General features: G+C 64.0%; 13 protein-coding genes. 10 read left to right on the top strand and 3 right to left on the bottom strand.

The genetic code is table 11. The annotated features are described in order from the left end of the window. Positions 1-27: 27 nt before the first annotated feature. Positions 28-522 carry a pilus assembly protein N-terminal domain-containing protein gene (locus FNL56_RS23275; protein ID WP_143576334.1) on the bottom strand — a complete coding sequence of 165 codons (495 nt, stop codon included), beginning with the start codon at positions 520-522 and terminating at the stop codon, positions 28-30. Between the two features lie 274 nt (positions 523-796). After that, positions 797-1,624 (bottom strand): sterol desaturase family protein, encoded by an 828-nt coding sequence (locus tag FNL56_RS23280; protein WP_143575213.1) that lies wholly within the window; start codon positions 1,622-1,624, stop codon positions 797-799. Positions 1,625-1,905: 281 nt separating this feature from the next. On the opposite strand from FNL56_RS23280, the gene FNL56_RS23285 reads away from it, so the two are divergent. From FNL56_RS23285 to FNL56_RS23325, 10 genes are all read left to right on the top strand, one after another. Next, positions 1,906-2,070: a Flp family type IVb pilin gene (locus FNL56_RS23285; RefSeq protein ID WP_143575214.1), complete on the top strand. Its 165-nt coding sequence runs from the start codon at positions 1,906-1,908 to the stop codon at positions 2,068-2,070. Between the two features lie 118 nt (positions 2,071-2,188). Next, positions 2,189-2,329, top strand: a complete 141-nt coding sequence (locus FNL56_RS27890) for a hypothetical protein (RefSeq protein WP_168203010.1) — start codon at positions 2,189-2,191, stop codon at positions 2,327-2,329. A 70-nt stretch (positions 2,330-2,399) separates the two neighbouring features. Then, on the top strand, positions 2,400-2,924 hold the full coding sequence (locus FNL56_RS23290) for an A24 family peptidase (protein ID WP_143575215.1): 525 nt from the start codon (positions 2,400-2,402) through the stop codon (positions 2,922-2,924). A gap of 121 nt (positions 2,925-3,045) precedes the next feature. Continuing rightward, positions 3,046-3,837 (top strand): Flp pilus assembly protein CpaB, encoded by a 792-nt coding sequence (cpaB, locus tag FNL56_RS23295; RefSeq protein WP_143575216.1) that lies wholly within the window; start codon positions 3,046-3,048, stop codon positions 3,835-3,837. A gap of 23 nt (positions 3,838-3,860) precedes the next feature. Then, positions 3,861-5,321 carry a type II and III secretion system protein family protein gene (locus FNL56_RS23300; RefSeq protein ID WP_246660767.1) on the top strand — a complete coding sequence of 487 codons (1,461 nt, stop codon included), beginning with the start codon at positions 3,861-3,863 and terminating at the stop codon, positions 5,319-5,321. Positions 5,322-5,341: 20 nt separating this feature from the next. Then, positions 5,342-6,091, top strand: coding sequence for a CpaD family pilus assembly protein (locus FNL56_RS23305; RefSeq protein ID WP_143575218.1), 750 nt, complete (start codon positions 5,342-5,344; stop codon positions 6,089-6,091). Next, positions 6,088-7,353, top strand: a complete 1,266-nt coding sequence (locus FNL56_RS23310) for an AAA family ATPase (protein WP_143575219.1) — start codon at positions 6,088-6,090, stop codon at positions 7,351-7,353. The genes FNL56_RS23305 and FNL56_RS23310 overlap by 4 nt, the downstream gene beginning before the upstream one ends. A 21-nt stretch (positions 7,354-7,374) precedes the next feature. Further along, positions 7,375-8,826 (top strand): CpaF family protein, encoded by a 1,452-nt coding sequence (locus tag FNL56_RS23315; RefSeq protein WP_143575220.1) that lies wholly within the window; start codon positions 7,375-7,377, stop codon positions 8,824-8,826. A 10-nt stretch (positions 8,827-8,836) separates the two neighbouring features. After that, complete coding sequence (locus tag FNL56_RS23320) at positions 8,837-9,811, top strand: type II secretion system F family protein (protein ID WP_143575221.1); 975 nt, start codon at positions 8,837-8,839, stop codon at positions 9,809-9,811. A gap of 9 nt (positions 9,812-9,820) precedes the next feature. Then, the gene (locus tag FNL56_RS23325; protein WP_143575222.1) at positions 9,821-10,795 is read left to right on the top strand and encodes a type II secretion system F family protein; all 975 of its coding nucleotides are present in this window, start codon (positions 9,821-9,823) and stop codon (positions 10,793-10,795) included. Between the two features lie 159 nt (positions 10,796-10,954). Here FNL56_RS23325 and FNL56_RS23330 read toward each other — a convergent pair whose 3' ends face one another. Then, entirely contained in the window at positions 10,955-11,755 is an 801-nt protein-coding gene (locus tag FNL56_RS23330) for a tetratricopeptide repeat protein (RefSeq protein ID WP_143575223.1), read from the bottom strand. Positions 11,756-11,855 lie beyond the last annotated feature (100 nt).

The following is an 11,855-nucleotide window of genomic DNA, read 5'->3' on the forward strand; positions in this document are numbered from 1 at the left end:
CCGTTCGCACGCGCTCGCATCGCCGGATCAATTGGTCTTCGGTGCCGCGGCAGCGCCGGCCGATGTGCTCAGCGAACCCGCCTGCCCCATCGTCGTGTTGAAGAAACCGTCGCTGTCGCCGAGCGTCGCGCGGCGCTGGCACACAGGGGTGCAGCTATAGGACTCGCGCTCGACACCACGGAAGACCGTCACCACCTTGTCGCTCGGGCCCTGCACCTGGATAATGCGATCCATCAGCACCTGGCCGCGGCGATCGATGGCGATCACATTGGTGGCGCCGTAGCCCTTGCCGGTGACGACGACGAGGCCCCCCGGCTGCAAGGTGACATCCGCAATCAGCGGATTGCCGACCACGATGGTGGCGATCTGGCCGGGAAACTTGACCAGCGTGGCCTGATCGACATTGACCGCGATCAGGTCATCGACCGGCGCCGCCACCACGGCCGGGGTCAGCAACATCCCCGCCGCGAGCGGTGGGAGCAATAACAGCGCGCGCACGCGCTTACGCAACAAAAACGACATTCTGTACTCCGGGACGAACAAGGCCGGCAAAAGCAGATACGCAGCGGTGCCGACGCCCGACATGGCAAATCTGACGTTAATTGGTGAAGGAAGAGCAAACGGGAACAGGAGATTGCAAAAGAGATGCGAGCTTTGGAATCCCGTTGTCATCGCCCGCCAGTTAGGTGCCCGAACAGACGAAGTTGAGGCGGCTTTTCTCACCGCTGCCGTTGCAACCAGATCTCTCGGTCAAGCCGCGCGATGACCGTCGAGGTTGCGGCCGTCAGGCCCGCCTTCACTGCTTGAAGGGATAGATCAACTGGCCGCCGAACGCAGTGGGCAGCGGTTCGCCATCGACGCCGTAATCGTCCGGCAATTCACCTTCCGGCATCCGGAAGGTACCAAACAGAATATCCCAGACCGGGAAGGTGCCGGCGAAATTGGTGTCGCCGCCGCGAGCCATTGAGGTGTGATGCCAGCGGTGAAACACCGGCGTGGCGATCACGTAGCGCAGCGGACCCAGCGTCCAGTTCAGGTTGGCGTGCACGAAGGCGGAGTGGAACGTCGTGAATGGGCCAACCCACAGCATGATGTTAGGCGAGATGCCGGCCATCAACAGCACGACATCGACGGCGACCGTGCCGAGAAACAGGTTGACCGGATGAAAGCGCGCCGCGGAGATCCACTCCAGATCTTCCGAAGAGTGATGAATCGCGTGGTATTTCCAGAACCCGCCGCCATGATACATGCGGTGGAACCAGTACAGCAGGAAGTCGGATACCACGAGAAAGACGATGGCCTGCGCCCATAGCGGCATTTCGGCCAGCGGACCATGACCATTGTCGTAAAATGCGATCAATCCGCCGGCGTCATGGATATTGAAAATGACGGCAGCACCGAGAACCAGCAGGCCGATACGGACCACGCGGGTCAGCAGCGGGATGAAGAACCAGTAACAGATATCGGTGACGAGCTCGGTCTTCTGCCACCATGCCTTGCCGGGATTGCAGGCCCAGAAATGGGACAGCACCGTAAAGACGATCGCCAGCACGAGCGTGATCGGCGCAACCTTGGCGAGGGTCTCGCCGCACATATCAACGATTTCCATGGGCATTGGAAACATGGCGACCTCATCGGGTAATCTGATCCGACAGGTAGCGCATCATACTTAAAGAGCCATGAACCCGGCCCCGTCGCTCCGGAGATTTAGCCCATGTCCCACTGAATACGCTTAAGTTTTCATTTACCGTGCTCAACAAGTGATGATTCAAGGCCACTTTCGGCGATCGAATTAACCCGTCTGCAAGTGTCGTCTCCTAGAGTACCGACATGGTCACGGTGCTGAGAACGCCGACAGGACCAAACCTTAGTTCGACAGCCTCGTGTACTCATGGAGTTTGTATTATGAAGAATCTCGTTGCGCGTTTCGTCAAGGACGAGTCCGGCGCCACCGCTATTGAATACGGCCTGATTGCAGCCGGCATCTCGCTGGTGATCATCGCCGCCGTCAACGGCCTGGGCACCAAGCTGAACTCGACGTTTGGCAGCATCAACGCTTCGCTGAAGTAAGCATCGGTCGATCTTGCAGAAAAGGCTCCGGAGAAACCGGAGCCTTTTTTGTATTTAATTGTATCAATGCGTGCGGCACCGGTTCACGACAGGCCGGTCGCCCGACAAGGCGTCGCTGATGAGTAAGCCCAATCCGCGCCTGCTGGCGCAGCCGTCTTCGCCGCTGGCGGCCCTGTTTCGCGAACCCGCCGGCATCGTCTGCCTCGCTTTGGTGCTGGCATTGGCCGCGCTGGCAACGCGGATCATCGGCGCCTGGTAATTCCGGCGTGTTTGCCGATTGTTCATTTCTGCCGGCTAGATTGGCTGCATCGCCGCAACGGGCCTGATTGATGATCCTCGACCTTGCACGCCTGCTGCTGTTCCCGGCACTGATGGCTTTTGCCGCCGCCAGCGACCTGTTCACGATGACGATCTCGAATCGCATTTCGATGCTGCTGATCGTCGGCTTTGCCGTCTTGGCCCTGTTCGGCGGCATGTCACTCCCTGACATCGGATCGCATGTTGGCGCCGGCGCTGCGGTGCTCGTGGTGGCCTTCACCTGCTTTGCCTTCGGCTGGGTCGGCGGCGGCGACGCAAAGCTGGCGGCCTCGGTGGGATTGTGGTTCGGCTTCGGCCATTTGCTCGACTTTCTGCTCTATGCCTCGCTGTTCGGCGGCGCGCTGACGCTGCTGCTGCTGCAGGCGCGGCAGTGGCCGCTGCCGCAGGCGCTGGGCCGCCAGCCCTGGCTTCTGAAGCTGCATGACAGGGAGACCGGCATCCCCTACGGCATCGCGCTCGCGCTGGGGGCCTTGATGGTCTACCCGGAAACAGAATGGATCCGGGCCGTCGATCTGACCCGACTGGCGCTGCACTGAGCAGCGATTACCGCTAGGCTCGATTTAGATACCGCGCATTAACCATGCTTTGACGAATAGCTGGTCAACTGCCCCTTACAGCGACGTTCGCGTCGCGGCGTAATGTGGAAAGTTGAAGCGTATGAATACCGCACGCATCGTGGTCCTGGCCATTGCCGTAGGCGCGGGTGGCGTGGCCCTTTATCTGGCCGGCAGTTCCGAACAGGCGCCGCCGCCGGTCGCGCCGGTCGCGCAACTGCAAACCACCGACGTCCTCGTCGCCAAATCCGAAATCGCGCTTGGTCAGACGCTAGGGCCCGGTGACGTGCAGTGGCAAAGCTGGCCGTCCTCCGCCGCCAGTTCCACCGTCATTCGCCGCACCGACAGGCCGGATGCACCCAACCAACTGGCTGGCTCGATCGCGCGGTCGCCTTTCATCGCCGGCGAGCCAATTCGCGAGCCCAAGCTGGTGCGCGCCAACGGCTCCGGCTTCATGGCCGCCGTGCTGCCGACCGGCATGCGCGCGGTCTCCACGGAAATCTCCCCGGAAACCGGCGCCGGCGGGTTCATCCTGCCGAACGACCGCGTCGATGTGATCCTGTCCAAGCGCGACCGGAACCCCGACCGCGGCGGCGCAGCCGACATCGTCAATTCCGAAGTCATCATGAGCAACATCCGCGTGCTCGCGATCGATCAGGCGCCGAAGGAAAAGGACGGCCAGAACACCGTCGTCGGCAAGACCGCGACGCTGGAGCTGAAGCCGGAGCAGGCCGAGATACTGGCGCGGGCGCGGCAGACCGGCACGCTGTCGCTGGCGCTGCGCGCGCTGGTGGACCGCAACCTGCCCGATCCGGTCAGCGAAGACCGCAATGCCAAGCGCGATAGCGTCAACGTCGTTCGCTACGGCATCCCGACGCAGACCACGACCAAGTGACGAGGACGCAGACGATGAGGCGCATGACAACCAGCGGATCGATGCAGGCCTTCATGGTCTGCGCGCTGTCGTTTACGGCTATTTCGGCTTTTGCGCTGAATACCGCGCTGTCGCCTGTACTGGCCGCCGACCCGCGCGGCTATGCCGGCGCGCCGGTGTCGTCCGAGGGGCAGATGGGTGCGCGCTTCCTGGCGCTCGGCATCGGCAAGTCGGTGGTCATCGACCTGCCGCGCGACATCAAGGACGTTCTGGTGGCGGATCCGAAGATCGCCAATGCCGTCGTGCGCTCGGCGCAGCGCGCCTACATCATCGGCGCCACCGTCGGCCAGACCAACATCGTGTTCTTCGACTCCACCGGGCAGCAGATCGCCGCCTATGACATTGCCGTCACCCGCGACCTCAACGGCGTGCGCGCTGCGCTGCGGCAGGCGATGCCGAACGCCGACCTGCGGATCGAGGGCGTCGGCGAAGGCGTGATGCTGTCGGGTTCGGTCTCGAGCCCGATCGAAGCGCAACAGGCCGGCGACATTGCCGCGCGCCTCGTCGGCGGGGTCGACAAGGTCGTCAACAGCATCGTCGTGCGCGGCCGCGACCAGGTGCTGCTCAAGGTCACCGTGGCGGAAGTCACGCGCAGCATCGTCAAGCAGCTCGGAATCGATCTGACCGCCAATCTGGCTTACGGCACGTCTGCCGTGACCTTCACCAACACCAATGCTTTCACCGCACTGGGTCGTTCGCTCAGCAGTGGCAGCACCGCGGCCTCGTTCGGCGGCGGCGCCGTGCCGTCCGTGACGGCGACGCTGAAGGCAATGGAAAGCGCCGGCGTGGTGCGTACGCTGGCCGAACCGAACCTGACGGCGATCTCCGGCGAATCCGCGACCTTTTTGGCCGGCGGCGAATTCCCGATCCCGACCGGCGTGACCTGCCAGACCACCGCGGCAGGCGCGGTAGGCCAGTGCGCGCCCTCGATCTCGTTCAAGAAGTTCGGTATCTCGCTCAACTTCACCCCGGTGGTGATGTCGGAAGGCCGCATCAGCCTGCGGGTGATGACCGAAGTGTCGGAAGTCTCGACCGACAATTCAATCACCATCAGCGGCCTCACGGTACCCTCGATCAAGGTGCGCCGCGCCGAAACTACGCTGGAAATTCCCTCCGGCGGCGCCATGGCGATGGCCGGCCTGATCCAGGATCAGACCAAGCAGGCGATCAACGGACTGCCCGGGCTGTCCACGCTGCCGGTGCTGGGCACGCTGTTTCGCAGCCGTGATTTCGTCAACAACCAGACCGAGCTGATGGTGATCGTGACGCCGATGGTGGTCCGCGCCGTCGCGCAGAAGGATCTGTCGCGTCCGGACGATGGATTTGCTTCCGCCTCCGATCCGCAGGCCGACCTGCTCGGCAGCATCAATCGCATCTATGGCGCACCAGGCCGGCCCGAGACCACCAAGAATTATCGCGGCACCTACGGCTTTATCACGGACTGACGCGGGACGAGGACAGAATCATGACCACCACACACCCCGCCGCCTTCCGTAAAAGGCTCTGCCTGGCGCTCGCTTTGACCGGCCTCGCTCTGGCGCTCGGCGCATGTAACACGACCCGTCAACCGGAAGTGACCGGCAGTCTGGCACTGGCGCCGGAGGATTACCGGCTGCGGCATCCGATCGTGATCCAGGAATCGAACCGCAACACTGAGATCTTCGTCGGCTCGACGCGCGGCGGCCTGACTTCGGCGCAGCGCGCCGACGTCATCGGGCTCGGCCAGACCTGGCTCGCCGACGGCACCGGCGCCATCATTGCTGAAGTGCCGGTCGGTACGCCGAACGCCCGCGCCGCGCAGGAGTCGCTGCGGGAGATCCAGATGCTGCTCGTCCAGGTCGGCCTCCCCGCCGGCGGCGTGACCGTGCGGCAGTACCATCCGGAGGATCCGCGTCTGTTCGCAACCATCCGGCTGAAATATCCGCGCATCGTGGCCGATGCCGGCCCATGTGGCACCTGGCCGGCGGATCTCGGTCCCTCGATCAAGAACCCGAGCTACCTGGAGAATCGGTCCTATCACAACTTTGGCTGCGCCTATCAGCGCAACATGGCGGCGATGGTCGATAACCCCGCCGACCTGATCCAGCCGCGACCGGAAAGCCCGGCCTATACGGCACGGCGCACCGCCGCCTTCGAGAAATACCGCAAGGGTACCCCGACGGCGATCACCTATCCCGAAAGCGACAAGGCCAAACTGAGCGATATCGGCAAATGATCAGCTACGCACGCCAGGCCGGGGAAGATCCGGCTGCCACACCGCCGATGGCGGAAGAACACATCGCGCCGGCACCCCGGGTGTCGGTGCAAGCGTTTTGCGAGACTCCGGAAACCGCCGCGGCCGTGCAGGCCGCCGGCGAGGACCGCCGGCTCGGCAAGGCGCATCTCAAGATCCAGATGGGCGGCATGGCCGCGGCCACCGAGGCCTATCGCTCGTCACCGACTCCCAACGTCATCGTGCTCGAGACCGAGCCGAAAACCGACATCCTCGCCGGCCTCGACCAGCTCGCTTCGGTCTGCGACGCCGGCACCCGCGTCGTGGTGATCGGCAAGGTCAACGACGTCACGCTGTACCGCGAACTGGTACGCCGCGGCGTCAGCGACTACGTGATCGCGCCGGTGGCGCCGATCGACGTCGTGCGCTCGATCTGCGGGCTGTTTTCGGCGCCGGAAGCCAAGGCGGTCGGCCGCATCATCGCGGTGGTCGGCGCCAAGGGCGGCGTCGGCGCCTCCACCATCGCCCACAATGTCGCCTGGGCGATCGCGCGCGACCTCGCGCTCGATTCCGTCGTTGCCGATCTCGACCTGGCCTTCGGCACCGCCGGGCTCGATTACAACCAGGATCCGCCGCAGGGCATCGCGGATGCGGTGTTCTCGCCGGACCGCGTCGATACCGCCTTCATCGACCGCCTGCTGTCGAAATGCACCGACCATCTCAGCCTGCTGGCGGCGCCGGCGACGCTGGAGCGGGTCTATGATTTCGGCGCGGATGCGTTCGACTCGATCTTCGATACGCTGCGCGCCACGATGCCCTGCATCGTGCTCGACGTGCCGCATCAATGGTCGGGCTGGACCAGGCGGGCGCTGATCGGCGCCGACGACATTCTGATCGTCGCGGCTCCCGATCTCGCCAATCTGCGTAACGCCAAGAACATGTATGACCTGATCAAGGCCGCGCGACCCAATGACCGTGCGCCGGTGTACTGCCTCAACCAGGTCGGCGTGCCGAAGCGCCCGGAAATCACTGCCAGCGAATTCGCCAAGGCGATCGAGACGGCGCCGATCGCCTCGATCCCGTTCGATCCGCAGATGTTCGGCCTGGCGGCCAACAACGGGCAGATGATCGCCGAGATCGCCAGCGGTCATCGCACTACCGAGATATTCCTGCAGATCGCGCAGCGGTTGACCGGCCGCGGCGAGACCAAGAAGCCGCGCGGCTCTTTCCTGTCGCCATTCCTCGAGAAGTTGCGGTCAAAGTAAGACACCGCCAGGAGCGTCGTCGTGTTTGGTAAGCGTAGCGCAAGCGATACAGAACCCCGGGCCATCAAGCCCGCCAGCACGATGGAGCTTGCCCCGAGCGCGCCCAGCGTCAGCGCGCCGCCGGTCTCGTCGCCGCCGCTGTCGCCGGCCCGCACGACGACTGCTGCAACCATCGCCGACCGAAAGTCGGAGAACTACTACCAGGTCAAGGCGACGATCTTCGGCGCTCTGATCGAGGCGATCGATCTGGCGCAGCTTGCCAAGCTCGACGGCGAATCGGCCCGTGAGGAAATCCGCGACATCGTCAACGAGATCATCGCGATCAAGAACATCGTGATGTCGATCGCCGAGCAGGAAGAGCTGCTCGACGACATCTGCAACGACGTGCTCGGTTACGGCCCGCTGGAACCATTGCTGTCGCGTGATGACATCTCGGACATCATGGTCAACGGCGCCGGCACCGTGTTCATCGAAGTTGCCGGTCGGATCCAGAAGACCGGTATCCGGTTTCGCGACAACCAGCAGCTCCTCAACATCTGCCAGCGCATCGTCAGCCAAGTCGGCCGCCGCGTCGATGAATCCTCGCCGATCTGCGACGCTCGCCTCGCCGACGGCAGCCGCGTCAACGCCATCGTGCCGCCGCTGGCGATCGACGGGCCGGCGCTCACCATCCGCAAATTCAAGAAGGACAAGCTGACGCTCGACCAGCTGGTCAAGTTCGGCGCGATCTCGCCGGAAGGCGCCACCATCCTGCAAATCATCGGCCGCTGCCGCGCCAACGTGCTGATCTCCGGCGGCACCGGCTCCGGCAAGACCACGCTGCTGAACTGCCTGACGCAATATATCGACGACGACGAGCGCATCATCACCTGCGAGGACGCCGCCGAACTGCAGCTGCAGCAGCCGCATGTGGTGCGGCTCGAAACCCGGCCGCCAAACATCGAGGGCGAAGGCCAGGTCACGATGCGCGAACTGGTGCGCAACTGCCTGCGTATGCGCCCGGAACGGATCATCGTCGGCGAAGTCCGTGGACCCGAGGCCTTCGATCTGCTGCAGGCGATGAACACCGGCCATGACGGCTCGATGGGCACGCTGCACGCGAACAACCCGCGGGAGGCGTTGTCGCGTTGCGAGTCCATGATCACGATGGGCGGCTTCTCGCTGCCGTCGCGCACCATCCGCGAGATGATCTGTGCCTCGATCGACGTCGTGGTGCAGGCCGCGCGGTTGCGCGACGGCTCCCGCCGCATCACCCACATCACCGAGGTGATGGGGATGGAAGGCGATACCATCATCACCCAGGACCTGTTCATCTATGACATGACCGGCGAGGACGCCAACGGCAACATTCTCGGCAAGCACCGCTCCACGGGCATCGGCCGGCCGCGGTTCTGGGACCGTGCGCGCTATTACGGCGAAGAGAAACGACTGGCGGCAGCGCTCGATGCCGCCGAAGTCGCTGTGATGAACTAGGGAGCGCGCGATGAACATGCAGGCGCTCGCGATGGCCTTCCTCGCCTTCACCGCCGTCGGCGGACTGGCCTGGGTGTTTCTGTATCCCTCGCTGTCAGGCGCCAACAAAATGGAGCAGCGCCGTATCGCCGTTTCGCGGCGCGAGCCGGTGAAACGCCAGTCCGACAAGTCGCAGCGCTCGCGCCGCGAACAGGTCGAGGGCTCGATGAAGGAAGTCGAGGCCCGCCGCCAGAAGGAGAAAAAGGTCGCGCTTGGCATCCGCATCGCGCAAGCGGGGCTGGACTGGAGCGAACAGAAGTTCCTGACGATCTCCGGCGCCCTCGGCGTCGCGTCGTTCCTGACGGTTCTGATGGGCGGCGGCGGTCTGCTGGGAGCCGCAGGTATCGGCTTTGCCGCCGGCTTCGGCCTGCCGCGCTGGGTTCTGGCGTTTCTCAAGACGCGGCGCGAGAAGGCTTTTCTGAAGGCGCTGCCCGACGCCGTCGATGTGATCGTTCGCGGCATCAAGGCCGGTCTGCCGTTGTTCGATTCCATCAAGGTGGTCGCCGCCGACGCGCCCGAGCCGCTGCGCACGGAATTCTACGCCATCATCGAGACCCAGACGATCGGCATGCCGCTCGGCGAGGCCTGCGCACGCTTGTACGAGCGCATGCCGGTGCCGGAGGCCAACTTCTTCGGCATCGTGGTGGCGATTCAGCAAAAGTCCGGCGGCAATCTGTCGGAAGCGCTCGGCAATCTCTCCAAGGTGCTGCGCGATCGCAAGAAGATGTCGGAAAAAATTCAGGCGATGTCGATGGAGGCCAAGGCTTCCGCCGGCATCATCGGTTCGCTGCCGCCGATCGTGATGCTGCTCGTCTATCTCTCGACGCCGGACTACATCTCGCTGTTGTGGACCGACCCAACCGGCCGGCTGTTGCTGGCCGCCAGCGCGGTATGGATGACGTGCGGAATCTTCGTCATGAAGAAGATGATCAATTTCGATTTCTGATGGTGTCGCATGCTCGATTTTCTGATCGCCAAGATCCACGACCCCAAATTCATGACGCTGTTGCTGGCGGCCATCGCGGTGGCCGGCACCGCCTACAGCCTGATCACGCCGCTGTTTGCCGGCAACGGCCTTGCCAGGCGCATGAAGGCCGTCGCCAGCGAGCGCGAGCGCATCCGCCAGCGCGAGCGCGACCGGCTGAGCAAGAGCGATCGCGGGTCATTGCGGCAATCGCCCCGGCAATTGGTGTCGAAGGTGGTGACGGATTTCAACCTCAGCAAATGGCTGGCGCAGGAAGCCGCGCTCGACAAGCTGGTGATGGCCGGCTATCGCGGCCAGGCGCCCTATGTGACGTTCCTGTTCTTCCGCGCCGTGATGCCGATCGTGTTCCTCATCTTTTCGGTGATCTACGTGTTCGTGCTGTCGAACCTGGAATATTCGATGCCGATCAAGATCGGCATGTGCCTGCTGGCGACCTATCTCGGCATGCAGGCGCCGATGATCTTCCTGAAGAACGCCATCAGCAAGCGCCAGCTCTCGATCCGCCGGGCATTCCCGGACGCGCTCGATCTGCTGCTGATCTGCATCGAATCCGGCATGTCGATCGAGGTCGCGTTCCGCAAGGTTGCGGTCGAGATCGGCTCGCAATCGGTAGCACTCGCCGAGGAATTCACGCTGACCACTGCTGAGCTATCCTACCTGCAGGACCGCAAGGTGGCCTACGAAAACCTGGCCCGGCGCACCGGGCTGGAGGGCGTCAAGTCGGTCTGCCTGGCGCTGCAGCAGTCCGAACGCTATGGCACGCCACTCGGCCAGAGCCTGCGCGTGATGGCGCAGGAGAACCGGGACATGCGTATGAACGAGGCCGAGAAGAAGGCCGCCGCTCTGCCGCCGAAGCTGACGGTACCGATGATCCTGTTCTTCCTGCCGGTGCTGTTCATCGTCATTCTCGGACCGACCGGCATCAAGATCGCCGCGATACAGTGATGTCTTCCTTCTCCCCTTGTGGGAGAAGGTGGACGCGCGCAGCGCGGCCGGATGAGGGGTAGTGTTGCGCTTCGCCCCCTCATCCGACGCGGACTTCGTCCGCGCCACCTTCTCCCACAAGGGGAGAAGGAAAGAAGAAGAGCGCGTCCTAGAAGATGCCTACGACCGCCCCAGCGTCTCTTCCAGACCCGGCCGGCCGCGCGGCGTGTCCTTGCGGCTGATCATCTGGCGCAGATAGGCGACGTTGGCGGCGGCTTCTTCCGGCGGGAGATCGGACTTCACGATAGTCTCGGCTTCCGCAAAGCGCCCCTGCAGGCCGACGACAAGGCCGAGATTCTGGCGGACTCGTGGATCGGCAGAGCCGCTGCCATAGGCGCGGCGCAGCGTCGATTCGGCGCGCGGCAGATCCTTCGACAGCATGTAGGACAGCCCGAGATTGGACAGCACCGAGGGATCCTCGGGGCGGATCTTCAGCGCGCTGTCGTAATAGCCGCGGGCTTCGTCGTGACGGCCCATCTGGTCGAGCACGGCGCCCTGCACCGAGAGAATGCGCCAGTCCGGATTGGCCGGCGTGTGGGCACTGGCGAGAACGTCAAAGGCGCGCTGGAACGCGCCGGTATCGGCGAGCGCGCGGCCATAGCCGGCGAGCAGCGCCTTATTGCTTGGGTTCTGCAGGCTGGCCTGTTCGAACACGGCGACGGCCTGGGCGCGCTGACCATTGGCGCGCAGTGCCTGGCCATAGCGCAGCGCGGCGTCGGCATCCTTGGGATTGGCGCGAAAACGCTCGCCATAGATGTCGGCGCCCCGGACCGGATCGGCTTCCACCGGGGCTTCGACCCGGCTGCCGATGGAACCGGTGATGTCCGACCCCGCAGTCTTGCAGCCGGCAAGGCCGACCGCCAGAATCATCGTCACGGCGGCGCTCGCAACAAGCCGGGCAAGACAAATGGGCTGACGCATGGCACGGTGACTCACTTAACGCGGCAGACACAGCCGCCGACCGGCTTCAGAAATAATGTGTTAACCCTAATGGCTGGTTAATCCGCCCCTGCCCTTCGCG

This window comes from Tardiphaga sp. vice304, assembly GCF_007018905.1.
Classification (GTDB): domain Bacteria; phylum Pseudomonadota; class Alphaproteobacteria; order Rhizobiales; family Xanthobacteraceae; genus Tardiphaga.

Coding starts and splice junctions, on each gene's coding strand:
- FNL56_RS23280 (WP_143575213.1), bottom strand. CDS start 1,624: ATGTTTCCAATGCCCATGGAAATCGTTGATATGTGCGGCGAGACCCTC.
- FNL56_RS27890 (WP_168203010.1), top strand. CDS start 2,189: ATGAGTAAGCCCAATCCGCGCCTGCTGGCGCAGCCGTCTTCGCCGCTG.
- FNL56_RS23320 (WP_143575221.1), top strand. CDS start 8,837: ATGAACATGCAGGCGCTCGCGATGGCCTTCCTCGCCTTCACCGCCGTC.
- cpaB (WP_143575216.1), top strand. CDS start 3,046: ATGAATACCGCACGCATCGTGGTCCTGGCCATTGCCGTAGGCGCGGGT.
- FNL56_RS23290 (WP_143575215.1), top strand. CDS start 2,400: ATGATCCTCGACCTTGCACGCCTGCTGCTGTTCCCGGCACTGATGGCT.
- FNL56_RS23305 (WP_143575218.1), top strand. CDS start 5,342: ATGACCACCACACACCCCGCCGCCTTCCGTAAAAGGCTCTGCCTGGCG.
- FNL56_RS23285 (WP_143575214.1), top strand. CDS start 1,906: ATGAAGAATCTCGTTGCGCGTTTCGTCAAGGACGAGTCCGGCGCCACC.
- FNL56_RS23275 (WP_143576334.1), bottom strand. CDS start 522: ATGTCGTTTTTGTTGCGTAAGCGCGTGCGCGCGCTGTTATTGCTCCCA.
- FNL56_RS23330 (WP_143575223.1), bottom strand. CDS start 11,755: ATGCGTCAGCCCATTTGTCTTGCCCGGCTTGTTGCGAGCGCCGCCGTG.
- FNL56_RS23325 (WP_143575222.1), top strand. CDS start 9,821: ATGCTCGATTTTCTGATCGCCAAGATCCACGACCCCAAATTCATGACG.
- FNL56_RS23300 (WP_246660767.1), top strand. CDS start 3,861: ATGACAACCAGCGGATCGATGCAGGCCTTCATGGTCTGCGCGCTGTCG.
- FNL56_RS23310 (WP_143575219.1), top strand. CDS start 6,088: ATGATCAGCTACGCACGCCAGGCCGGGGAAGATCCGGCTGCCACACCG.